Source organism: Catonella massiliensis, assembly GCF_016651435.1.
GTDB lineage: Bacteria > Bacillota > Clostridia > Lachnospirales > Lachnospiraceae > Catonella > Catonella massiliensis.
This window is the reverse complement of the sequence record NZ_JAEPRJ010000001.1, coordinates 1611309-1636106: the sequence shown is the minus strand read 5'-3', so window position 1 is coordinate 1636106 and position 24798 is coordinate 1611309. Positions and strand designations below refer to the sequence as shown.

At 40.1% G+C, this 24798-nt stretch carries 23 protein-coding genes and 1 other RNA gene; 21 read left to right on the top strand and 3 right to left on the bottom strand.

What is annotated here, in order from left to right:
* Positions 1-4 precede the first annotated feature (4 nt).
* The 4 genes from dnaG to JJN12_RS07420 are packed head-to-tail and all read left to right on the top strand — an operon-like array spanning position 5 to position 5335.
* Positions 5-1774: a DNA primase gene (gene dnaG / locus JJN12_RS07435; protein WP_208429080.1), complete on the top strand. Its 1770-nt coding sequence runs from the start codon at positions 5-7 to the stop codon at positions 1772-1774.
* Between the two features lie 45 nt (positions 1775-1819).
* Positions 1820-2938, top strand: a complete 1119-nt coding sequence (rpoD, locus tag JJN12_RS07430; RefSeq protein WP_208429079.1) for an RNA polymerase sigma factor RpoD — start codon at positions 1820-1822, stop codon at positions 2936-2938.
* Positions 2938-3693, top strand: a complete 756-nt coding sequence (locus JJN12_RS07425) for a tRNA (adenine(22)-N(1))-methyltransferase (RefSeq protein WP_236013730.1) — start codon at positions 2938-2940, stop codon at positions 3691-3693. Before rpoD ends, JJN12_RS07425 begins: the two co-directional genes overlap by 1 nt.
* Complete coding sequence (locus tag JJN12_RS07420; protein ID WP_236013728.1) at positions 3683-5335, top strand: nucleoside kinase; 1653 nt, start codon at positions 3683-3685, stop codon at positions 5333-5335. Before JJN12_RS07425 ends, JJN12_RS07420 begins: the two co-directional genes overlap by 11 nt.
* Before the next feature lie 116 nt (positions 5336-5451).
* On the opposite strand, the gene rnpB is transcribed toward JJN12_RS07420, so the two are convergent.
* An RNA gene (gene rnpB, locus JJN12_RS07415) (RNase P RNA component class A) lies at positions 5452-5793 on the bottom strand.
* Positions 5794-5947: 154 nt separating this feature from the next.
* Between rnpB and tgt the strand changes: the two genes are divergently transcribed.
* The gene (tgt, locus tag JJN12_RS07410; RefSeq protein ID WP_208429078.1) at positions 5948-7081 is read left to right on the top strand and encodes a tRNA guanosine(34) transglycosylase Tgt; all 1134 of its coding nucleotides are present in this window, start codon (positions 5948-5950) and stop codon (positions 7079-7081) included.
* A gap of 141 nt (positions 7082-7222) precedes the next feature.
* The gene (yajC, locus tag JJN12_RS07405; RefSeq protein ID WP_236013879.1) at positions 7223-7510 is read left to right on the top strand and encodes a preprotein translocase subunit YajC; all 288 of its coding nucleotides are present in this window, start codon (positions 7223-7225) and stop codon (positions 7508-7510) included.
* Between the two features lie 84 nt (positions 7511-7594).
* Here the strand turns inward: yajC and JJN12_RS07400 are convergent, their stop codons facing one another.
* Positions 7595-8188 carry an ECF transporter S component gene (locus JJN12_RS07400; protein ID WP_208429076.1) on the bottom strand — a complete coding sequence of 198 codons (594 nt, stop codon included), beginning with the start codon at positions 8186-8188 and terminating at the stop codon, positions 7595-7597.
* 267 nt (positions 8189-8455) lie between these two features.
* On the opposite strand from JJN12_RS07400, the gene JJN12_RS07395 reads away from it, so the two are divergent.
* From JJN12_RS07395 to JJN12_RS07380, 4 genes are all read left to right on the top strand, one after another.
* Positions 8456-9796 (top strand): 5-bromo-4-chloroindolyl phosphate hydrolysis family protein, encoded by a 1341-nt coding sequence (locus JJN12_RS07395; protein WP_208429075.1) that lies wholly within the window; start codon positions 8456-8458, stop codon positions 9794-9796.
* Positions 9797-9859: 63 nt separating this feature from the next.
* The gene (locus JJN12_RS07390) at positions 9860-11062 is read left to right on the top strand and encodes a toxic anion resistance protein (protein WP_208429074.1); all 1203 of its coding nucleotides are present in this window, start codon (positions 9860-9862) and stop codon (positions 11060-11062) included.
* Positions 11063-11213: 151 nt separating this feature from the next.
* Complete coding sequence (guaB, locus tag JJN12_RS07385) at positions 11214-12668, top strand: IMP dehydrogenase (protein ID WP_208429073.1); 1455 nt, start codon at positions 11214-11216, stop codon at positions 12666-12668.
* 69 nt (positions 12669-12737) lie between these two features.
* On the top strand, positions 12738-13592 hold the full coding sequence (locus JJN12_RS07380) for a bifunctional 5,10-methylenetetrahydrofolate dehydrogenase/5,10-methenyltetrahydrofolate cyclohydrolase (RefSeq protein ID WP_208429072.1): 855 nt from the start codon (positions 12738-12740) through the stop codon (positions 13590-13592).
* A 225-nt stretch (positions 13593-13817) separates the two neighbouring features.
* Here JJN12_RS07380 and JJN12_RS07375 read toward each other — a convergent pair whose 3' ends face one another.
* Positions 13818-14702 (bottom strand): PHP domain-containing protein, encoded by an 885-nt coding sequence (locus tag JJN12_RS07375; RefSeq protein WP_208429071.1) that lies wholly within the window; start codon positions 14700-14702, stop codon positions 13818-13820.
* A gap of 166 nt (positions 14703-14868) precedes the next feature.
* Between JJN12_RS07375 and JJN12_RS07370 the strand changes: the two genes are divergently transcribed.
* The 11 genes from JJN12_RS07370 to JJN12_RS07320 all read left to right on the top strand — a co-directional run bounded on the left by JJN12_RS07370 (position 14869) and on the right by JJN12_RS07320 (position 24672).
* Entirely contained in the window at positions 14869-15210 is a 342-nt protein-coding gene (locus JJN12_RS07370; protein WP_208429070.1) for an arsenate reductase family protein, read from the top strand.
* Between the two features lie 78 nt (positions 15211-15288).
* Positions 15289-15474 (top strand): PspC domain-containing protein, encoded by a 186-nt coding sequence (locus JJN12_RS07365; RefSeq protein ID WP_236013727.1) that lies wholly within the window; start codon positions 15289-15291, stop codon positions 15472-15474.
* 24 nt (positions 15475-15498) lie between these two features.
* Positions 15499-16596, top strand: a complete 1098-nt coding sequence (ychF, locus tag JJN12_RS07360; RefSeq protein WP_208429069.1) for a redox-regulated ATPase YchF — start codon at positions 15499-15501, stop codon at positions 16594-16596.
* An 11-nt stretch (positions 16597-16607) separates the two neighbouring features.
* The gene (lgt, locus tag JJN12_RS07355) at positions 16608-17474 is read left to right on the top strand and encodes a prolipoprotein diacylglyceryl transferase (RefSeq protein WP_208429068.1); all 867 of its coding nucleotides are present in this window, start codon (positions 16608-16610) and stop codon (positions 17472-17474) included.
* Between the two features lie 204 nt (positions 17475-17678).
* Positions 17679-18113, top strand: a complete 435-nt coding sequence (gene mraZ, locus JJN12_RS07350; RefSeq protein WP_208429067.1) for a division/cell wall cluster transcriptional repressor MraZ — start codon at positions 17679-17681, stop codon at positions 18111-18113.
* 141 nt (positions 18114-18254) lie between these two features.
* A complete protein-coding gene (gene rsmH, locus JJN12_RS07345; protein WP_208429066.1) occupies positions 18255-19217 on the top strand; it encodes a 16S rRNA (cytosine(1402)-N(4))-methyltransferase RsmH in 963 nt (320 codons plus the stop codon).
* On the top strand, positions 19210-19752 hold the full coding sequence (locus JJN12_RS07340; RefSeq protein ID WP_208429065.1) for a hypothetical protein: 543 nt from the start codon (positions 19210-19212) through the stop codon (positions 19750-19752). The genes rsmH and JJN12_RS07340 overlap by 8 nt, the downstream gene beginning before the upstream one ends.
* Positions 19753-19760: 8 nt before the next feature.
* The gene (locus tag JJN12_RS07335; protein ID WP_208429064.1) at positions 19761-21656 is read left to right on the top strand and encodes a peptidoglycan D,D-transpeptidase FtsI family protein; all 1896 of its coding nucleotides are present in this window, start codon (positions 19761-19763) and stop codon (positions 21654-21656) included.
* Positions 21657-21661: 5 nt separating this feature from the next.
* The gene (gene mraY, locus JJN12_RS07330; RefSeq protein ID WP_208429063.1) at positions 21662-22624 is read left to right on the top strand and encodes a phospho-N-acetylmuramoyl-pentapeptide-transferase; all 963 of its coding nucleotides are present in this window, start codon (positions 21662-21664) and stop codon (positions 22622-22624) included.
* A gap of 27 nt (positions 22625-22651) precedes the next feature.
* Positions 22652-23944, top strand: a complete 1293-nt coding sequence (locus JJN12_RS07325; RefSeq protein WP_208429062.1) for an FtsW/RodA/SpoVE family cell cycle protein — start codon at positions 22652-22654, stop codon at positions 23942-23944.
* Between the two features lie 17 nt (positions 23945-23961).
* Positions 23962-24672: a cell division protein FtsQ/DivIB gene (locus tag JJN12_RS07320; RefSeq protein ID WP_208429061.1), complete on the top strand. Its 711-nt coding sequence runs from the start codon at positions 23962-23964 to the stop codon at positions 24670-24672.
* Positions 24673-24798: the final 126 nt, after the last annotated feature.

Genomic DNA, 24798 nt, shown 5'->3' with positions numbered 1-24798 from the left:
ATACATGTTTTATTCAGAAGAGATTGTAGATGAGGTTAGAGAAAAAAATGATATAGTGGATGTCATTTCTCCCTATGTCAGACTTACAAGGAGAGGCTCCAACTATGTAGGCTTGTGTCCGTTTCACAATGAAAAGACGCCTTCTTTTTCGGTGAATACAGGAAGACAGACCTTTCACTGCTTTGGATGTGGTGTTGGAGGCAATGCATACAGCTTTGTAATGAAGTATGAGAATTTGACGTTTCCCGAGGCAATAAAGCATTTGGCTGACAGAGCAGGGATTAAACTGCCTGAAGAAGAGGATAATCCTGAAGCGAGGAAGAGGGCAGATCTAAGGACTAGATTGTTTGAGATATACAAGGAGGCAGCAAAGTTTTATTACTTCCAACTAAGGGGAGAATATGGAAGCCACCCTATGGAATACCTTAAAAACAGAGGGCTTACAGATAAGACTATCAATGACTTTGGCCTTGGCTACTCAGTAAAATCGCCAAATGCATTATATAACTATCTAAAGTCAAAGGGCTATAGTGACGAATTAATGATAAAGGCAGAACTTGTATCCTTTAAAGAGGGCAGGGGGATATTTGATATGTTCTGGAATAGGGTTATCTTCCCTATTATGGATCTAAACAATAAGGTTATTGCCTTCGGAGGAAGAGTGATGGGTGATGGAGAGCCCAAGTATCTTAACTCCAGAGAGACAGACATATTTAATAAGAGAAGGAATCTTTATGGCTTAAACTTTGCTAAGCATAGCAGAGAGGGATATATCTTACTCTGTGAGGGATATATGGATGTGATTGCACTCCACCAGGCGGGATTTTCCAATGCTGTTGCCTCTCTTGGCACTGCACTTACAGAGGAGCAGGCAAGGCTTATTGCGAGATATGTTAAGGATGTAATTATTACCTACGACAGCGATGGAGCAGGGGTGAAGGCTGCAATCAGGGCGATTCCTATCTTGAAATCCGCAGGAATAAGAACTAAAATACTAAAGCTGACTCCCTATAAGGATCCTGATGAGCTTATAAAGGCAGTGGGAAGAGGGGAGTACGAGGAGAGAATCAAAAATGCTGAAAACAGCTTTAATTTTGAGCTTTCAAACCTTGAGAAGTCCTATGACCTGACAGAGCCTGAAGGGAAGACGGAATTCTTAAACAAGGTTGCTGACAGACTTACCGGGTTTGAAGAAGAGCTTGAAAGAGAGAACTATATAGCAGCTGTTGCTGATAGATATTTTGTATCAAAGGATGCTCTTAAAAGCCTGGTCAATAAAATAGGTGGAGCAAAAGAGATACGGGAAATATATAAAGATGCAGGTGAGAGGATAAAGAAGGCAGACAGGGCTAAGACAGCGGATGAGGGCTTGTTAAAGACTAATAGACTCTTACTTAGCCTCATCTCTGACAAGCCTGAACTATATAGCCGTATTAAAAATATAATATCTGCCAGGGATTTCGCCACCCCTTTATATAAAGACCTGGCGGCGAGAATATTTTCTCAGATTGAAGAAGGCAAGAAGCCTAACGCAGCCGAGATAATAAGCAGGTATGAGTCAGGTGAAGATCAGTCTTTGGTCACAGCGGTATTTGAGGAGAACTTTGAGGCTGAGCCTGATGAAGCTGAGAGAGATAAGGCATTTAAGGAAATAGTGGTTAAGGTTAAAAGAGCCGGACTTGAAGAAGAACTTAAATCAATCGACAATAAAGACTTGAAGAGCTTTATGGAGATTACTAAGAAGCAAAGAGAGCTGGGGAAACTGGACTTTTAGATTAGGCATTTAATATCTTTTTTATGACCTCGGGAGGGTAAACTTATGGATGAAAAGGTGCTGAAAAGTAAGTTGAATGAGCTTGTAAAGGACGCTAAGAAAAAGAAGGGGATACTGGAAGAGGATGATGTAAAGCATTTTTTTGAAGGCTATGATATAAGTAGTGAAGAGCTTGACAAATGCTATAAATACCTTGAAAAACATGGTATTAATGTGCTTATTTTAGATGAACTAAGTGATGAAGAGGATGATCCTCTGTTGACTGACGAGAATAGTGACGATATAGATAGTGATGAAAAATCTGAGACTCTTGACCTTACTGTCCCCGATGGAATAAGCACTGAAGACCCTGTAAGGATGTATCTAAAGGAAATAGGCAAGGTTCCTCTTTTGTCAATGGAGGATGAGATAGAACTTGCCAAAAAAATGTCTGAGGGTGATGAAGAGGCAAGGCAGAAGTTAACTGAAGCCAACCTAAGGCTTGTAGTAAGCATAGCGAAGCGGTATCTCGGAAGAGGGATGCAGTTTCTTGACCTGATTCAGGAAGGAAATATGGGACTTATAAAGGCAGTTGAAAAGTTTGACTACACAAAGGGCTATAAGTTCAGCACCTATGCAACCTGGTGGATAAAACAGTCTATTACAAGGGCCATAGCAGACCAGGCAAGAACTATAAGAATACCGGTACATATGGTTGAAACTATCAATAAGCTGATAAGGACCCAGAGGCAGCTTACACAGACTTTGGGCAGGGAGCCTCAGCCGGAAGAAATAGCTAAAGAACTCGCTATGGAGCCTGAAAAGGTAAGGGACATCATGAAGATTGCCCAAGAGCCTGTATCCTTTGAGACACCTATAGGAGAAGAGGAGGACAGCCATATAGGTGACTTTATTCCTGATGACAGCAACATGGCACCGGTAGAAATGGCTACACATGCCATTCTTAAGGAACAGCTGGAAGAGGTACTGGGAAGCCTTACAGATAGAGAGGCAAGAGTCATAAAACTTAGGTTCGGGCTTGAGGACGGGCGTACCAGGACTCTTGAAGAGGTAGGCAAAGAATTTAATGTGACCAGGGAGAGAATAAGGCAGATAGAGTCAAAGGCACTAAGGAAGCTTAGACAGCCCAGCAGAAGCAGAAAATTAAAGGATTATTTGGAATAATGAAGAAAAGAAAAAGAATACCGAAAAGAATGCTTACTATAGCTAACTTAGTTGACAATTCAAAGGTACTTGCAGATGTGGGCTGTGACCATGCATATATTTCGATAAATCTTCTTGAAAATGGTAAAGCTGAAAGAATAATTGCCTCTGACCTTAGAGAAGGACCGCTTAATATAGCGAAAGACAACATTAAACTTGAAGGCTTTGAGGAAAGGATAGAGACTAGGCTTTGTGCGGGACTTTGCGGCTATGAGGCAGGAGAAGTTGATACCATTCTTATATCAGGCATGGGAGGCATGTTAGTTAAAGAGATACTTTCAGAGAGTATAGATGTCGTTAAAATGGCAGATACCCTTATACTGGAGCCACAGTCAGACCTAAGAGTAGTAAGGGCTTATCTTAAGGATATCGGTTTTGAAATAATTGATGAAGATATGCTAAGTGAAGGTGGAAAATATTATCAGATTATGAAGGCAGTAAAAAGTGAGAGAAAAATGAAAGTCTGTGATGACATAGGTGGTATGGCTGAGAACGAGTTTGGGCCTGTTCTTATAAAGAAAAAGCATCCAGTACTACTGGAATTTCTAAAAAAGAGGAAGAATCATTATGAGAGACTTCTGCAAAATAAGAGCTTTCTTACATCACAAAGTGCCACTAATAATGATAGAATAGCCATAATTGAAAATGAATTAAATATGGTTAAAGAGGCACTAATTAGGATTAATGCAAAAAAGGAGATAGAAAATGGTAATTAAAGTTGACGGAAAGTCATTAGAGTACGAAAATGCGGTTAAGCTTTCTGATATTGCAAAGGACGTATATGGAGATGATAATGGGAAATTACTTGCCAAGGTAAACGGTAAGCTAAAGGAACTGTGGAAAAAGGTGTCAGAAGATGCAGAGATTATCTTCTATAATATAAATTCAAGCGATGGTGCGAGAACCTATGAGAGGGGAATGCTATTCCTTTTCATAAAATCTGTTCATGACGTATATGATAAAAGTGAAGTTACAGGCGTGAACTGTGAGTATTCCCTAGGTAACGGTATATTTTGTGAGATAATAGGCAATGTAAAGGTAGATGATGAATTCGCCCTCAAAGTAAGGGAGAGGATGGATGAGCTTGTAAGTGAGGATATCATGTTTGAAAAGCGCACGGTATCTACAAGTGAGGCTATAGACAAGTTCCTTAACAACGATTTATCTGACAAAGAACATTTGTTTAGATACAGAAGAGGCTCAACCACCAATATATACAGACTTGGCAATTATCACGATTATTTTTATGGCTATATGCCGTCTGCTACAGGTGCTTTGAAGTCATTTGACTTAAAGACTTATGATGGTGGCATTGTCATCGCTCTTCCTAATGCAGGAGAAGGGCTTGAAGTAAAGCGCCCATCCTGGAAGCCTCGTGAACTGCTTTACAAGACTATGAAGGAGGCAAATTCCTGGGGTAAACGTCTTGGAATAGCTAATGTAGGCAATCTTAATGATACCATCTCTGAGGGACGGATAAATGATGTAATGCTTGTAAACGAGGCATTGCAGGAGGGCAAGATAGGTAAGATTGCTGAGAATATAGCAAAACAGCAGAAGAAGATTGTTATGATAGCAGGGCCTTCTTCATCAGGCAAAACTACATTTTCGCATAGATTGTCCATAGAGCTTATGGTTCAGGGGCTTAAGCCTCATCCTATCGCTGCGGATGATTACTTTAAGGACAGGGAGCATACTCCAAAGGATGAGAACGGAGAATACGACTTTGAATGCCTGGAGGCTATAGATGTAGAGCAGTTTAACAAGGATATGACAGACCTTCTTGCAGGAAAAGAAGTGAAGATGCCTTCCTTTAACTTTAAAACCGGTAAGAGGGAGTATAAGGGAAAGACTCTTAAGCTGGGAGATGAGGATATCCTTGTTATTGAGGGTATTCATGGCTTAAACGATAAGTTTTCCGCATCACTTCCAAAGGAAAGCAAGTTTAAGATATACATAAGTGCACTTACCCAGCTCAACATTGATGACCACAACAGAATCCATACTACTGATTTGAGACTGCTTAGAAGAATGGTAAGAGATGCAAGAACCAGAGGAAGCAGTGCAGAGGATACTCTTGCAAGATGGGCATCTGTGAGGAGGGGAGAGGAAAAGAACATCTTCCCATTCCAAGAGGGCGCAGATGAGATGTTTGATTCTTCACTTGTTTACGAGCTTGCTGTGTTAAAGCAGTATGCAGAACCTTTGCTTTTTGGCATACCTACAGACTCACCTTATTATTCTGAGGCTAACAGACTGCTTAAGTTTTTAGATTATTTCCTTACTATGCCATCAGACAATGTGCCAAAGAATTCGCTTGTTAAGGAATTCATAGGAGGAAACTGTTTCCCGGTTTAATACAGTCAAGAATTAAAATATACAAAAAAGAAGTACTATTTCCTGATGTGCTTAGTTTTCTTTGAAAAAACTAATGCGGTTGATTAGGAATCGTACTTCTTTTTTATTGTTTCTTAAAATAGAGAAACACTATAAGCCGGGTTATGTATCTGATGATCATCTATCTCGAATTGCCGTCACCGACAATCTCTATCGACCCACCTAAAAGCACGACGGGCAGCCGTATAGCTTTATATTTGGTCTTTCTTCGGATGGGGTTTACACGGCCTCCTTCGTTACCGAAAGAGCGGTGGTCTCTTACACACGCCTTTTCACCCTTATCTGACTAGGTCAGACGGTTATTTTCTGTTGCACTATCCTTGGAGTCACCTCCACCAGACGTTATCTGGCACCCTGCCCTGTGAAGCCCGGACTTTCCTCACCTGCCATAAGGCAGGCGCGACCATCTGTGTTTCTCAAGGGCTTAGTGTAGCATAAAAAATGCATATTGGCAAGGCACTCATTAGGAGTTGCCAATACCATCAAGATGTTATAATTTTCTATTGAAATAACTCTGTGGGCATATTATAATAAAGTCTGTATGTTTTAGAGAACAGTTTGAAAGGAAATATTATGTATCGTCTTTTATGTAAAGATGGTTCAGCCAAGAGGGGGGAGTTTACCACTGTACACGGAGTGATACAGACTCCTGTTTTTATGAATGTGGGCACTGCAGCGGCTATCAAAGGAGCGGTATCTACTGAGGACTTAGAGAACCTTAAAACTCAGGTTGAACTATCCAATACCTATCACCTGCATCTAAGACCCGGTGATGAGGTAATAAAGAAGCTTGGAGGCATCCATAAGTTTATGGTGTGGGATAAGCCTGTTGTAACTGATTCGGGTGGATTTCAGGTGTTTTCCCTGGCAAAACTGCGTAAGATAAAGGAAGAGGGAGTGAAGTTTAGCTCACATATAGATGGCAGAAAGATATTTATGGGACCTGAGGAAAGTATGCAGATTCAGTCCAATATTGCATCTACCATAGCAATGGCATTCGACGAATGTCCGGGACTTCCTTGTGAGAGAAAGTATATGTTAGAGTCAGTGGCTAGGACTGAGAGATGGCTCCTTAGATGTAAAAATGAGCTAAACAGACTTAATAGTCTGCCTGATACAATCAACAAGGAGCAATTGCTCTTTGGTATCAATCAGGGCGGTGTCTACAGTGACATAAGGATAGAAAATGCCAAGAGAATTACAGATATGGATTTGGCGGGCTATGCCATCGGCGGGCTTGCCGTAGGAGAGACTCACGAGGAGATGTATAAGACTCTTGAGACTGTAGTTCCTTATCTCCCTGAAAATAAGCCTACTTACCTTATGGGTGTTGGCACACCGGAGAACATCCTTGAGAGCGTTGAGCGCGGAGTGGATTTCTTTGATTGTGTATATCCATCAAGAAATGGCAGACATGGACATGCTTATACCAACCACGGCAAGATGAATCTAAACAATGCAAAGTATGAGCTTGACGAGAGGCCTCTTGACAGTACCTGTGACTGCCCGGTGTGTAGAAGATATACAAGAGCTTATATAAGGCATCTGCTTAAAGCGGGCGAAATGCTTGGAATGAGATTTTTGGTTATGCATAATCTTTACTTCTATAATAATATGATGGAAGAAATAAGGGCTGCGATAGAAAAAGGCGAATTTCAGGCATACAAAAAGGCCAAGCTTGAAGGGTTTAATGCCGGAGAGCAATAAGTCCTAGTGTTGATATTTTTTTGACACACACACTATAATGTAGTAAAATATTTAATAAAGTTTAGGAGGAAGAAAAAAATGATTGGAGTTTTATCAGCAGGAGCGGCAACAGGAGGAGAGTCACTTGCATCACTGCTTCCTATGATTGTTATCTGGGTAGTGGTAGTAGGTGGTATGATGTACTTTATGAGCATCAAGCCACAGAAGAAGGAAAGGCAGAGGATGCAGGAGCTTATGTCTAGTCTTGAGCTTGGAGATTCAGTGCTTACTACGGGCGGATTTTACGGTGTTATCATTGATATCATGGAGGAAATAGTTGTAGTAGAGTTTGGAAGCAACAAGAACTGCCGTATCCCTATGAAGAAGACAGCTATTGTTGAGGTAGAGAAACCAGGTCAGTCTAACACAGAAAGTGGCGAGAAAAAATAAAACTTGTGGTGTCCTGTAGGACATTTGTTAGTAGGCATAAAACAAAGGCTATTGCAGTTTACCTGATTGCAACAGCCTTATTTTTTATTTTCTAACTATCTTTATTATTCTAAGAAGTCCGGGTACCAGTATGGCAATAAATGCCAAATTAAAAATGAAGCCAACTCCTATAAATATAGTGAAGTAAAACAATATAACATTTTCAGCCCCTGCCGTACTTGCAGTCTGTGCAAGAAGAGGGTAAAACACGGTAAGCATTCCCACAGAGAATATACCTGTATTTACAACAGGTGCAGCCGCAGAGGCAGCTATCGTAGCAAATACGTTGTTTACACCCTTTAGCAGTTTGTATACAATTCCGGAAACATATCCTGCCAATAAGCCTTTGAATATGCAGATAACTACAGTAAAAGCCGGGTTGTACTGCAGCATAAGAGTACTGAAAGGCTCTGCACCGGAGATAACTGCAAATAATACTACAACTCCGAATACAATTCCAAGTATTGCCCCCGCTAGTTCACCAAAGAGCACCGCACCCATAATAATGGGGATTAGAGATAGTGGTGGTGAAAAGGTTCCAATTTTAAATCCGCTTGCAAAGGTTTGCAAAACTATAACGAGGGCAGTAAGTATGCCCATACCGACCAATTGTGCGGTTTTAGTGCTTAATCTATTCATTTTTCCTCCTGCTGATATTCCCTCTAATTTAGGCTTAGCCCATAGGGATACATCGCAATATGAAGAATAGCATAAAAAGCCCTTGAAGTAAAGGTAAAAAATATTTATAATGTTATGAGAGATTATTCATATACAAAATTCCAGATGAGAAGAGCATTTAGAATAATAATACGAATAACCCGGATTATTCATAATATATGACTCTTTTACAAGGTGTTTCACGGATAATTGAGGTAAGTTTGTAGATTACATTATTAGGAGAAGATTATGAGCAGCAATAAATGGGATGAATTTGGAGGTGGAATCAATGATGTTATTCAAAAAGCCATTGATTCAGGTAACTATAATTCACTCGGAAGAGATATTAACAATATTATAAGGGATGCTTCACATACATTTGAAGATGCCTTAAGCAGAGGACTAAGAGAAGCAAGGAATAAGACGGTAAAGGTAAACCTGGGTGGCAATACCGTTGAGGTGGACAAGAATTATCAGGACAGAATCAGCCGTCCTACCAATAAAAATGCTATAGTTCCTTCCAATACAAAGCTATACGTATCAGACAATCAGCTCTTTGGTAAAGGTATGGCAAACTCTATATTTGGAGGTATTGCAACCTTTGGAACAGCGATAGCAACCTTAGGAGCAGCATTTGAAGGCACACCTATGGGAACCGTGGTGTGTGGAGGCTTGCTGGCCCTGTCCTGGTTATGGCTTATGACGGGTGTAAATACCCTTAAAGACCGCCTGGTATTTAAGAATTATCAAAAGATACTTAATCTATCTGACAACAAATCCTATGCCAAGATAGAGGACCTTATGCAGGAAACGGGCGAATCAAAGGATAAGACATTGAAGCGCCTTAGGAAGATGATTAGAAACGGATGGTTTAAGGAAGGTCATATAGATAAGAGTGAAACTACCTTCATATCCACCAATGAAACCTATGCACTCTACCAGAAAACTCAGCTTGACTATGAAGAGAGACTTAAAATAGACAGGGAATTAAGTGCCAATAAGCCTGCAAATGAGCAAAATATCAGTGCAGAGGTAAAGGAAACTCTTGAACAGGGCAAGAAGTATCTCACTCAGATTAGCCACTTAAATGACAGAATCCCGGGAGTGGAAGTATCAAATAAGATATTCAAGATAGAGGATATTACAGGCAGGATACTAAGCAGGGTTGAGGAGCACCCAAGCAGTGTAGATGATATAAAACAGCTTATGAAGTATTATCTTCCTATGACAATAAAGCTGCTTACAGCCTATGCTGAAATGGACGAACAGCCTGTAAAGGTGGAAAATATCGATAAATCCAAAAAAGAGATTGAAAATGTGCTCGACAGCCTAAACGATGCATTCAGTAAGCTTCTTGATGACCTCTATAAGGATACTGCGTGGGATATATCAAGTGATGTGTCAGTGCTTAATGCCATGCTAAAGAGAGAAGGACTTAAGGGCAACGATTTTGCTAATGCAGCTAATATCACAGCTTCAGAGGGCTTTTCACAGACGAAGCCTGAGGCAGATGAGGTCAAGCTGGAAAGTCAGACGGTGCCTAAGGCTTACGAAAATGAGGCTGAAAAAGGAATAGAATTAAAGCTCTAGATTGAGTATAATTTGTAGTACCATAGTGAAATATAGATAATATTACATATTAAGGAGAAGATTATGAACGAAAATGAAAATGTAATGCCTGAGCTTGCTGCCGATGCTAAAAATGTGGCAGCACCGACACTTACACTGGAGCAGGAAACCGCTCCTGCACCAAGCCTTACTCTTGAACCTGCAAAGGCTGAGAACCAGTTAGTTGTAGACAATGCTAACGACCCAATAGGTGTAGATGAAAATATATTGTCAGATGCTGAGAAGAAGCAGGTTGAGGATTTTGCAAAGCAGATTAATATCAAGGACTCAAATGTGGTACTTCAATATGGTTCGGGTGCCCAGAAGAAGATGGCTGATTTTTCAGAAAAAGCTATTGGTAACGTTAAAACCAAGGATATGGGAGAGGTAGGAAAGCTTCTTTCGGATGTTGTTATTGAGCTTAAGAACTTTAATGAAGATGATGAAAAGGGAATATTCGGTTTCTTCAAGAAACAGACCAACAAGCTTCAGGTCTTAAAGACAAAGTATGACAAGGCAGAAGTAAATATTGGTAAGATTACCGATGCTCTTGAGAGCCATCAGGTTACTCTTATGAAGGATACTGCTATGCTTGACCAGATGTATGAGTTAAATCTCACACATTTTAAAGAGCTTACTATGTACATAATTGCAGGTAAGAAGAGACTTTATGAGGTTAGAAATACTGAGCTTAAAGAGCTGCAGGAAAAGGCTGCCGCAAGCGGTAAACCAGAGGATGCTCAGGCGGTTAGAGACCTTGACGCTCAGTGTACCAGATTTGAGAAAAAGCTCTATGACCTTGAACTTACAAGAACTGTAGCCATGCAGACGGCTCCACAGATAAGACTGGTTCAGGAAAATGACATAGTAATGAGTGAAAAGATACAGTCAACTCTTGTAAATACCATACCTCTATGGAAGACACAGATGGCGCTTGCACTTGGCATAGAGCATGCGGGACAGGCTGCAAAGGCTGAAAGGGAAGTAAATGATATGACCAATCAGCTCCTCACAAAGAATGCTGAGATGCTTCATCAGGCTTCTGTAGATGTTGCTAAGGAATCAGAGAGAGGAATTGTAGATATAGAAACGCTTACAAAGACCAATGAAACCCTTATCAATACCTTTGATGAAGTTATGCAGATTCAGAAGGAAGGCAGGGAAAAGAGGGCTGCGGCTGAGGTAGAGATGGCAAGAATAGAAGCAGAGCTTAAGAATAAGGTCTTATCATTAACCCAGAATAATTAATCACTTCAGTTTTTAAAAATAATTTTTATTCCTTCTTGACAGTATTTTTTTCTGATATTATACTGTGTGGAAATACTTTTTTTATAAGTATAAAAACGTATTAAAAGTTACTATTACAGCAGTCTAACTGATTAAAGAAAGTGAGGAAAAAATGGGACAGATAATTGGCGACGGAATTACTTTTGATGATGTGCTCTTAGTGCCTTCCTATTCAGAGGTTATACCTAATCAGGTTAACCTTGAAACCATGCTTACAAAGAGGATAAAACTCAAGATTCCTATGATGAGTGCAGGAATGGATACAGTTACCGAAAGCAGAATGGCTATAGCTATGGCAAGACAGGGAGGTATCGGAGTTATTCATAAGAATATGACCATAGAGCGTCAGGCAGAGGAAGTAGATAAGGTTAAGAGATCTGAGAATGGAGTCATAACGGATCCATTTTTTCTGTCACCGGAGCATACTTTGGCTGATGCCAATGAGGTTATGGCTAAATACAGAATTTCCGGAGTGCCAATTACTGAGGGAAGAAAGCTTGTTGGTATAATTACCAACAGAGATCTGAAGTTTGAGACAGATTTTTCTAAGAAAATAAAAGAATCAATGACAAGTGAAGGTCTTGTTACTGCAAGAGAGGGCATTACACTGGAAGAGGCAAAGAAGATTCTTGCGTCTGCAAGAAAAGAGAAGCTTCCTATAGTGGATGCTGAGGGCAATCTCACAGGACTTATTACAATTAAGGATATAGAAAAACAGATTAAGTATCCTGATTCTGCAAAGGACACAAAGGACAGACTTGTATGTGCTGCCGGAGTAGGTGTTACAGCTAATATCTTAGAGAGAGTTGAAGCCTTAGTTAATGCTAAGGTAGACGCCATAGTTATTGACTCAGCACACGGACATTCTGCCAATGTTATCAGATGCGTGAAGATGGTTAAGGATGCTTTTCCTGAGCTTGATATTATAGCAGGAAATATTGCTACAGGTGAAGCTGCCAGGGACTTAATTGAAGCAGGAGCAGATTCTCTAAAGGTTGGTATAGGACCTGGCTCAATATGTACAACAAGAGTGGTTGCAGGTATAGGCGTACCTCAGATTACCGCTATAATGAATGTATATGAAGTAGCCAAAAAGCATGGCATACCGGTAATAGCAGATGGTGGTATCCAGTACTCAGGAGACATGGTAAAGGCTCTTGCTGCAGGTGGTGATGTATGTATGATGGGCTCAATCTTTGCAGGCTGTGATGAGAGTCCTGGTGAGTTTGAGCTTTACCAGGGTAGAAAATACAAGGTATATCGTGGAATGGGTTCTATTGCGGCTATGGAAAACGGAAGCAAGGACAGATATTTCCAGACAGACGCAAAGAAGCTGGTACCTGAAGGTGTAGAAGGAAGAGTCGCATATAAGGGACTTGTAGAAGATACCATCTTCCAGCTTGTAGGTGGTATCCGTTCAGGTATGGGCTACTGTGGAGCAGACAATATTAAGAAGCTCCAGGATACAGGAAAGTTTGTGAAGATATCTGCTGCATCCCTTAAAGAAAGCCACCCACACGATATCCATATCACAAAGGAAGCACCTAATTATTCATCAGATTTTTAATTAACTATATTTGTCCCACAGTGAGATTTGTGGTTTCACTGTGGGACTTTTTAGAGAAAGGGAAATGACTTGAATATAATAAGCGGTAAGGAAGTTGCAGGACATATAAGCAAGAGAGTGAAGGATAGAGTAGATGAACTCATAAAACAGGGAAAGAGAGCGCCTAAGCTTGTTATTGTAAGAGTAGGCGATAGGCCTGATGACCTATCATACCAAAGAGGTGCTATAAAGCGGATGGATATGGTGGGTATAGCCCACGAAGAACTGTGGTTTGAAGAAAATGTTTCTATAGAAACCTTTTATAAGAAGTTTGATGAAATCAACAAAGATGATGGGGTAGATGGAATCCTGGTATTAAGGCCTCTTCCTAAGCATCTTGATGAGGACAGGCTTATCCGTACCATCAATCAGGCAAAGGATGTAGATGCAATTGGTCCTACCAGTCTTGGCAAGATAATGATAGGAGATAAGAACGGCTTTGCACCTTGTACAGCGGCAGGAGTCATTGAAATCCTTAAATATGCGGGGGTAGAGATAGGCGGCAAAAAGGTAACTATAGTAGGTAGAAGCAATGTGGTAGGAAGACCTCTTGTACTGCTTTTTATAGGACTTGATGCTACTGTAACCGTCTGCCACAGCCGCACAAAGGATGTAAAAGAAGCGTGTAAAAATGCTGAAATTCTTGTTGCTTCTTGTGGTAAGGCAAGATTAATTAATAAGGAATATGTAGCGAACGGTGCTGTAGTCATAGATGTAGGCATTAACCTTGATGAAGAGGGAAAACTCTGTGGAGATGTTGATACAGACAGCATAGAGGGTATAGCAGCTGCCTGCACTCCTGTACCGGGAGGTGTAGGAGCAGTTACGACATCTGTACTTGCAAGTCAGGTGCTTTGTGCCTATGAAAATGCGTTAAAGGTGTGAGCCGGGATTAAGATAGTAAATTGACGAATGTACACACAATAAAAGTGGCTGCCACATAGGGACAAAACCGCGTAGATTAGCCTGCTTAAATATGTAAACAGCTTGTTATACCGAATGTTCTTGTGTGGCAGCCACTTAAAGATTATTCAGGTGCTAAAAATAATAAATCCGTAAAAGTAAGCAACATTCTATCTGATGCATTTGTTTTCTTTGTCTGAATAAGTATTATCTTAGAACAGAAAGCTTCTTTTGTTCTTCTCTCAAATTCTCAAGTATCGAATAAGGGATTCTTAGGTTTCCCCTTCCAACGCCCATACTTATAGCAGGCTTTGGTTTCCCGTGAAAGTCAGAGCCCCCTGTGATTAAGAGACCTTTTCTTTTGGCAAGGCCCCTCACATAGTCCTCATCCTGCTTGCTGTGGCTTGAATATATAGTCTCAATTCCCCTTAGGCCATAGCCTTTAAGCGTATCTACAAGAGCCTCAAGCTCAGGGATAGGGAGCCTATAGATGATAGGGTGGGCAAGGACAGGCACACCACCCGCCTTTACTATGCCCTCTATAGCATCCTTTGGCGTGGTAAATTTCCTAGCCACATAGTAAGGCGTATCGTCCCCCAGGTATAGCTCAAAAGCTGATGGATAATCCTTTACTATTCCTTTTTCTACAAGATATTTTCCAAAATGAGCTCTGGTTATTATTGAATCAGGAGAGGCTGCAACTATCTCATCATAAGATATAGGCAGACCGGCATTTTTAAGGTTCTCAACCATTTTTATATTTCTGGCTATTCTCTCTTTTTCTGCTTCTTTAAGCAGTGCGTTAAACTCGTCATTGTCAGGCTCAACCAAAAGCCCTAAGATATGGATATCTCCATTCTTGTATGCCGCTGAGATTTCAACTCCGGGAAGTACTTCCAGCTGTTCATCCTTTGGGAGCCCTGCATTATACCTGCTTGCAGCCTCTGATAAGGACCGGTAGCCATCAGTTGTATCGTGGTCGGTAAGTGCAAAGGCGGCAAGGTTTGCCTTTATAGCCAGCTTTACTAGTTCCTCGGTGGTTTCTGAACCATCGGAATAATTAGAATGCACGTGTAAATCTATATTTCTCATATTTTCCTTTCCGCTGTTATGGACATGTTAATATAATTATAAGCGTTATTACCCATTAATACAAGATTTCAACAACTGTAGTATTTATAGAATATTTACATCTTAACTTGTAAATTTCCTCATACTTTGTTAGGATAAACTTAAAACCAAAATAAGGAGAAAGACTATGAATATACAGATTTTTGGAACTAAAAAATGTAATGACACCAAGAAAGCAGAGAGATACTTTAAGGAGAGAGGGATAAAATATCAGTTTGTGGATATGAAAGAAAAGGGGATGAGCAAAGGCGAATTCACCTCTGTAGCTGAGAAGAATGGTGGATTTGACTCTATGCTAAATCTTGCGGCAAAAGATAAGGATGCGCTTGCAAAGATAAAATATGCTACGGATGATGACAAGCTTCACATAATACTGGAAAACCAACAGGTAATAAAAACTCCTGTGGTAAGAAACGGAAAGCTCTCTACTCTTGGATACCAGCCTGATATATGGAAAGCTTGGGAATAATGGTGCTTTAGTAGTAATTGAAAAACTAAGCCTGTTATGTTACAATTGTAGTACTAATTTAGAAAAGAGGCGATATATATGAAGAGACTTACTAAAAGTAACAATAGGATGCTGCTTGGCGTATGTGCAGGAATTGCAGAGTATTTCGATATAGACCCAAACGTGGTTAGACTCCTTTGGGTGATGTTTTGTCTGCTTGGTGGCAGCGGTATCCTAGGCTATATCATTGCCGCTGTTATAATGCCTAGTGCATACGAAGAGTAAAGAATGTAAGGAGATACAACACATATGAAACTGGGAATTGTGGGACTTCCAAATGTAGGAAAGAGTACCTTATTTAACTCGTTAACCAAGGCAGGGGCTGAGTCAGCTAACTATCCTTTCTGTACTATAGATCCCAATGTTGGTGTGGTTGCCGTGCCTGATGAAAGACTTACTGTACTTGGCAAGATGCATAACTCAGGTAGGATTGTACCAGCCGCTATAGAGTTTGTAGACATAGCAGGACTTGTAAAAGGAGCATCAAAGGGTGAAGGACTTGGCAATCAGTTCCTTGCCAATATAAGAGAGGTAGATGCCATAGTTCACGTGGTTAGATGCTTTGAAGATGCCAATATTGTTCACGTAGAAGGCTCTATTTCGCCAACAAGAGACATAGAGACCATAAATCTTGAGCTTATATTTGCAGATATCGAAGTGCTTGAACGAAGGAAAAGCAGGGTAGCAAAGTCGGTTAGTGCCGATAAGATGTACAAAAAAGAGCTTGATATGATAGTAAGGCTTATGGCCTTCCTTGAAGCGGGCAACCTGGCAAAGGCCTTTGAAAGAGAAGATGATGATGAAGAGAAGTTCTTTGAGGAGTACAACCTTCTTACTGCTAAGCCTGTTATCTACGCTGCAAATGTAAAAGATGATGACCTTGCAGATGACGGAGCCAATAATAAGTACGTTAAAGAAGTAAGGGATATAGCAGAGAAGGAAGGCTCGGAAGTGTTCGTGGTATGTGCACAGATAGAGCAGGAAATCTCTGAACTGGATGATGATGACAAGAAAAGCTTCTTAGAGGACTTGGGACTCTCAGAATCGGGACTTGAGAAACTAATAAAAGCCAGCTACAAGCTCTTAGGACTTATAAGCTATATAACTGCCGGCGAGATGGAGACAAAGGCTTGGACTATAAAAGCAGGTACCAAGGCTCCGCAGGCAGCAGGCAAGATTCATACCGACTTTGAGAGAGGCTTTATCAGAGCCGAGGTAGTAAGCTACGACAATCTTATAGCCTGTGGAAGCATGGCCGCAGCCAAAGAAAAGGGACTTGTTAGAAGTGAAGGCAAGGAATATGTTATGAATGATGGTGACATAGTTCTTTTCCGCTTTAATGTATAAGGAGATTAACTATGTTTGCTTTAGATACAATTTCATTTCCAAATCTAGGTATAGTAATAGAGAATCTTCCCAAGAGCATATCCGTATTCGGAAGATTTGACATAGCTTTTTATGGAATAATAATCGGTCTTGGTATAGCCATGGGTTATATTGTGGCAAGTTTTCAGGCTGCAAGAACAGGACAGGACAAGGAAGTATATCTTGACTTTGCAATGTATGCTGTCGTAGTTTCCATAATAGGTGCAAGGATATACTATGTAGTATTTTCCTGGGACGATTATAAGGATGACTTCATACAGGTGTTTAACCTGAGAGCGGGCGGACTTGCCATCTATGGTGGTGTCATAGGAGGGATAATTACTGCCATAGTCTATACGAAGATAAAAAAGATGAAGTTTACCCTGCTTGCTGATACTGCCTGCGTGGGTCTGCTTACAGGTCAGATTATAGGGCGGTGGGGCAACTTCTTTAATAGGGAGGCCTTTGGAGACTATACGAACAACCTCTTTGCAATGAGGCTCTCGACTTATGATGTGAACCAGAATGCTATTACCAAAAAGATGTTAGAGATGGCAGAAGAAGGCAACTATGTTGGCTTCATTCAGGTTCATCCGACATTTTTATATGAGTCCGTATGGAATCTGCTTCTTCTTATATGTATACTGCTTTATACCAAGCATAAGAAGTTTGACGGTGAGCTTTTTCTTATGTATATGGGAGGATATGGCCTGGGCAGAGCCTTTATAGAAGGCCTAAGGACAGACCAGCTGACTCTTGGAGACACAGGTATAGCTGTATCTCAGGTACTTGCCTTTGCTTTGTTTGTTACAAGTTTGGGTTTAATTATCTATAAGAGAGTAACATTAAAGAAAAAATAAAAAAATTTTTAGAATGATTTTAAGGCATAAAGCCCTTCAAAATCCCATAAAACGGGGAGTTGAGGGCTTTTTTGTATTTTAAAAAAAGAATAACAGAACATGTGTATCGTTGCAAAAAAATAAAATTTATTATAAAATGTAACAAAAGTGGAGCAAAGTGGCGATAAATATCATGAAGTGGTGTGAAAGGGAGGAGGTGTTCTTATGTTTACGGGTTCGTACGAGCATACAGTAGATAATAAGGGCAGAATTATAGTTCCTTCCAAGTTCAGAGAAGAACTGGGCGAAAAATTCATCATCACTTTTGGTCTTGACGGATGCTTATATATGTATCCCATGAATAAATGGGAAAGCTTTGTTGAGCAGCTTGCAGCGCTTCCAGGGGGACATAAGAGCAGGGAATTGCAGAGGTACTTCCTCTCTGCGGCAGCTGAAAGTGAGATAGACAAACAGGGTAGGACTCTTTTACCGGCCAATCTTAGGGAGAGAACAGGCATCAGTAAAAATGTTATGATAGTCGGGATGATGGGTAAAATTGAATTATGGGATAAAGCACTTTGGGACAAGAACACTTCAGAACTGGGCGACATCAATGATATAGCTGAGCAGCTAGCAGAATTTAACCTAAACTTTATGTAGTGATACAAGTGCCAAAAGCGTAAAAACCAGTTGCAAGCGCCAAAAGCGCAGCTGTAGCAATCCTGTATCACAGGCTATGAAGTATTTTCCACAGCCACACCGTATAGCCTAGGCATAGAAATTAAAAGGAGGCATATGTTTATGGAAGATGAATTTGAATTTAAGCATATTCCTATAATGTTAGATGAGGTTATTCATGGCCTTGACATAAAGCCTAATGGTATATACGTGGATGGAACTCTTGGAGGAGGCGGTCATTCCTACGAGATAGCAAAGCGTCTGACAGCTGGTGGAAGGCTTATAGGCATAGACCAAGATGAAGCGGCCATAAAGGCAGCGGGAGAAAGGCTTGCAGAGTTTAAGGACAGGGTAACCATTGTAAGAAGCAATTATGCACAAATGATAAACATTCTGAATGGACTTGGGATAAGAGAGGTTGACGGTATTTTGCTTGACCTTGGAGTATCCTCATACCAGCTGGACAACGCGGAGAGAGGCTTTTCATATATGGAAGATGCTCCCCTTGATATGAGGATGGACAGGGGACAGGAAAAGACAGCCAGGGATATAGTAAACTACTATAGCAAGGAAGAACTTACCCGTATTATAAAAGAATATGGCGAAGACAAGTTTGCATCTAAGATAGCCTCTAAAATAGCAGCTTTTAGGGAAGGAAAACCGATAGAAACAACAGGAGAGCTGGCTGATATTATTAAATCAGCTATACCAATGAAATATAGGGCTACCGGAGGACATCCTGCAAAGCGAACTTTTCAGGCTATCAGAATAGAGCTAAACAGGGAGCTTGGAGTATTAGAAGATTCAATTGAAGGCATGATTGATATACTATCGGATAATGGAAGGATTGCTATAATTACCTTCCATTCACTTGAGGACAGAATAGTAAAATCAGCTTTTAAGAGGGCAGAATCACCTTGTACCTGCCCGCCTAATTTTCCGGTTTGCGTTTGTGGTAAAAAGTCAAAAGGATTTGTTGCTTCAAGAAAGCCGATAGTGCCTTCTGAAGAAGAGATGAAATGGAATTCAAGAGCGAAGAGTTCGAAGCTTAGAATCTTTGCTAGAAAGAGGGAGTCTAATGAGTGAAAAAAGAAAAGTAAGAAGAAACAGGAATCTAACAAGTGGCTCTATGGCATTAAATGTAAGGAGTAGTGCGCTTCCTAAAAGAAGATATCTGCCTAAGGAGCAGCCACAGGTAGAAAAACAGCCTAAACAAAAGCCACAAAGATATGCTAAAATGAAGTTTGCACCTTCCATAGATTTTTTAGGCTTTGCAGGCATGATGATAGTGGCTGCCTTGCTCGTTGTTGTCTGTGTAGGATACATTAGAGTTTATAATGATATAAAGCAGACTGAGCTCTCAACCAGAGCGATATCAAGAGAGGCAGACAGCTTAAAGATAGCCAACGACAATACCGAGAATACTCTCTACAGCAACATTGATTTGGAGAAGATAAGAAAGACTGCAATAGAGAAATATGGTATGGTATATCCTTATGAAAACCAGATTATTACATACAAGAGTGTAACTAACGGCTATGTAAGGCAGTATGGAGATTTGAAGGGCAATGAGGCGCTGAGCCTGATTGAGAGAATTTTAAGAGTAGTAAATGCCGGATAGGAGTTATAATGGCAACAAGAGTTAAAAATGGAAGAAGAAGAACTACAGGCAGAAAGAATGTCCGTAAAAAAAGCGGGATGACAGTTAAGGGTAAGATAGTGTTAACGTCCGCTTTTTTTGCGTTGGGACTAATAGGCGCTTCTCTTGCGGTTATTTATGTTGCCCAGGGAAAGGGAGAGGACTACAAGAAAAAATATCTGGCTCAGCAGACTTACAGCAGCAACCCGATTATAGCTAAAAGAGGAGATATATCAGATAGACGTGGAGTCGCCTTTGCCAAGTCTGTCTTGGTGTATAATTTTGTTTTAGAGCCTAAAATCATACTTTCAAAAGAAGATGACTACAGGGCGCCTACGATTAAGTTTGCAAGTGAATATTTCGGCATATCTCAGGATGAACTAAATAAGATAATTGATGATAATCCTGAGTCTATGTATCAGGTTATAAAAAAAGAAGTAAGCTATGATGAAAAGGAAAAATTTATAGCAGCGGTAAATGAGTATAACAAGAGAAATACAAAAAACGAAAAAGCGGATACGGCAAACGACATTGTTGTAGGCTACAACTTTGAGAGCTACTACAAAAGGACTTATCCTCTAAAGACGGTAGCCAGTGACGTGATAGGATTTACATATTCAGGAGATATGGCAGAATGGGGACTTGAGGGATATTATAATTCTAAGCTAAATGGCAAAAACGGTGTGAGATACGGTTACTTCAACTCTAATATGGAACTGGAAGAAACTGAAGTTGAAGCTAAGAATGGCTTAAATGTAGTCACTACGATAGACTCCGATGCCCAAAAGATGACCGAAGATATAATTGCTGATTATCAAAAGACTGAGGGAGCTGAAAACGTAGGTATAATCTTGATGAATCCAAATAACGGTGAAATCTACGTAATGGCATCCAATAAAGGCTATGACTTAAATAATCCCAGAGACCTTACAGGATATTTTAGTCAAAAAGAAATTGACTCTATGAGCGATGATAAAAAGCTTGAAGAGCTAAGCAATATATGGAAAAATTACTGTACCAGTGACATATATGAGCCGGGCTCTACATTTAAGCCCTTTACGGTGGCGGCCTGTCTTGAAGAAAATGTAGTAAAAAAGAAGCAGGAATTCTACTGTAAGGGATACGAGATAGTAATGGACAGAAAAATCCGCTGTGCAAAAAGAGACGGACATGGTATGATTAACTTATCGCAGAGTATTGAGCAGTCCTGCAATGTTACGATGATGCAGATAGTAAGGAAGCTTGGCAGGAAGGATTTTGCCAGGTATCAGGATATATTTGGTATAGGAAGCAGAACAGGTATAGATTTCCCGGGAGAGACCACGGGACTGGTATACAATGAAGCACAGCTTAATCCTGTAGAGCTTGCTACGAGCAGTTTCGGACAGAGTGTTTCTGTTACCATGATTCAGATGGCTGCAGGCTTCTCGTCACTTATAAATGGCGGGACTTATTACAAACCACATCTTGTTAAGGAACTGGTGGATGACAACGGAGTGGTGGTAGAGAAAAAAGAGCCTGTAGTTATGAAAAAGACTGTAACAAAGGATACATCAGAGTTCATACAGAAGGCACTTTATGAGACGGTAGAGCAGGGTTCAGGCTGGAGGGCAAAGTCTGAAGGATACAAGATGGCGGGTAAAACAGGTACTGCCCAAAAGCTTGACAATATCAATGGAAAGCTTGTAAGATCAGATACTAACTACGTGATTTCTTTTATTGGCTGTGCTCCTTATGATAATCCTCAGGTTGTGGTCTATGTCGTTGTAGACCAGCCTAAGGTTAAGGATCAGACTGCTAACGGTATTGCATCTGCACTTGCTAAGAAGGTTGCTGAAAATGTATTTAAGGTACTTGGAATATATCCTGAAAAAACTAAGGAGTAGACATTATGTTTTCAATTGAGATATTTTTACCTGCATTTATTTCATTTGCGCTTACGGTGCTTCTATGCCCTATATTCATCCCTATACTTCATAGGATGAAGTTTGGGCAGTTCATAAGGGAGGAAGGCCCCGAAAGCCATTTGAAGAAGGCAGGGACTCCTACAATGGGCGGAATAGTTATGCTGGCTGCATTTACAGTTTCATCGCTTGCATATATGTTAAACGAACCTCAGATTTTCCCTGTTATTTTACTTACAGTTGGATTTGGGTTTATAGGATTTTTGGATGACTTTATTAAGCTTGCTAAAAAACGCTCCTTAGGGCTTAGGGCTTGGCAAAAGCTTGGACTTCAGATAGTGCTCACAGGATATTTTGCCTATGTGATTATGAGTGATTATCCTGAGCTTACACAGATTATTATTCCTTTTACAGGAGGACAGGTGGCTTGGAACCTTGGGGTACTATTTGTTCCTTTTGTATTTGTCGCGGTACTTGGTACTGTAAACGGTGCCAACTTTACTGACGGACTGGATGGACTTGCAACCTCCGTTACTGTCGTTATAGCTATGTTTTTTGTGGTACTTTCATTAAAGATTGGATCGCCTGTGTACATTACAGCTATGATAATGGTTGGAACCCTGCTTGGTTTCTTAATCTTTAACACATATCCCGCTAAGGTATTTATGGGGGATACAGGTTCTTTGGCTCTTGGAGGTTTTGTGGCTGCAGAGGCATTTATGCTAAAAGCTCCTTTGTTCATTATAATAGTGGCCTTTATATATCTTGCTGAGATACTTTCAGTTATGCTTCAGGTTAGCTATTTTAAGATTACTCACGGTAAGAGAATATTTAAGATGTCACCTATACATCATCATTTTGAGCTTTCAGGCTTTGAAGAGACAAGGGTGGTTGCGATGTTTACCGTAGTAACTATACTCTGTTGTTTTATAGGTTTTATTGCATTATAGTAGATAATAGAAATGGTTGGTGATGCTATGGGAAAAGCGGCGAAAGGTAAGAAGACTGCGGCAGCAGATACTAAGAAAAAAAGAATTGGTATAAGATATTATGATTTTAACCTTACCTTCCTAATTCTTTTTGCCTGTTCTATAGGCCTTATTATCATCTATAGCGCAAGTGCATACATTGCCAAAAGCAAGAATCTTGAATCAACTTATTTCTTAAAAAGGCAGTTAATTACTATAGGAATTGGATTTTTTCTTATGCTCCTTTTCTCATTTGCTGACTATAGATGGCTCAAGTTTAGAGTAAGGCTTCCTATGCCAAGATTTTTAAGAGGACTGCTTGGGAGGAATTCCTTTGTTATCTCTCTTCCTTGGATAATGCTCTTTGCCATGACAGCACTACAGGGCTACACAAGCTTCTTTGCATCTATAAATAATGGCGCAAGGAGGTGGATAGATGTAGGCGGCTTATCCTTTCAGCCCTCGGAATTTGCAAAGTTTGTAGTCATTGTATTTGGAGCATATATCTGCCAGAGAAAGCCGGGAAAGATAAATACCCCGGGCGGATTTTTAGTTGCAATCCTCTATGTATCTCCTCTGTTGGGCTTTATTGCAAAAGAAAACCTCAGTGCTGCTATAATAGTTGCTGGTATATACGGCTGTATTATATTTGTAAATGCTAAAAAGACATTGCCTTATCTGGTGCTTGCAGGCATAATGGCGGCTTCTATAAAGGCTGTGGTAAAGCTCCTTGGAGGATATAGAAGTGCCCGTTTAGAAATACATGCCAATGTTGAGACAAGTGAAAAAGGACAGCAGATACTTCAGGGACTATATGCGATAGCCTCAGGAGGGCTTTTTGGCAAAGGGCTTGGCGGAAGTGAGCAGAAGTATGGCAGGGTTCCTGAAGCATATAATGATATGATATTTACCATAGTATGTGAGGAATTTGGCATATTTGGCGGGATAGCGGTAATAGTGCTGTTTGGGCTCATACTTTATAGGATGTTTATAGTTATTATGAATGCAAAAGACAGATTTGGTGCCTTAGTTGGAGCGGGGATAATGTCTCAAATTGCCATTCAGGTGGTACTTAATATATTGGTTGTAACCAATGTTATTCCTCCCACAGGTGTTATCCTGCCTTTTATCAGCTTTGGTGGAACAGCGGTTATCATTATGCTCTTTGAGATAGGAGTGTTCTTAAACATATCACTCCAGATAGAATATAAAAACAGCCTGCTTACCGGCAAGACTTCAACCTATAATAGCGTAAATAATGTGGGACAAAGGCAAAGAAGCATAAACCATGGAACAAGATAAAATCAGCAGGAGAAGATATGCGCAATAAGATAAAGGTGGCTCTTATCATCATTTTCTTTCTTATACTGGCGGCAGGCGGTCTTGTAATGGCTTCCGGACTTAAGGAAGTAAAGGTAAAAGGCAATATATACTATACAGATGACAAGCTTAAGGATGAATTAAAGAAATACTATGTAAAAGGAAACACCATACTCACGTACTTGAGGCTTAAATATGATAAAAGCATAACGATTCCATTTGTGGATGAGATTGATGTAGACCTTACGGGACTTCATAGCATAGTGATTGATACAACAGAAAAAGAGGTGGTAGGCTGTCTGCCTTTTATGGGAGAATTTATCTGCTTTGACAAGGATGGTATTATGGTAGGGAGCATTCCTAAAGAAAAGGACAATATACCGGTAGTTACAGGGATAATCTACGATACTGCCGTATTTAACAAGCCCATTGCAGCTAAAAATGCGGAAGTATTTGAATTGACATTGAATATCACGCAATTAATCAAGAAATACGGACTTGAGATAAATAGGATTGAGTTCGGAGACAATCTGTCAATAAAGTTATATGAAAAAGATGTGAAAATTTTGCTTGGCAGAAGAAAACATTTTGACGAACAGATATCAAATCTGGTTGAAATATTACCTAAAACTAAGGGAATGAAGGGAACTCTACACATGGAAGACTTCTCTGAGACCAATAAAAGGGTGATTTTTGAAGCAGATAAATAATAAAAATTGTAAAAAATAACTTGATTATTTTGAATATAATGTATATTATTAAGTGGGAAATTATATTTAATTTATTTCTCGAGTTATAGGTATAGGATATTGATTATTAGATAACTATGTAATAAG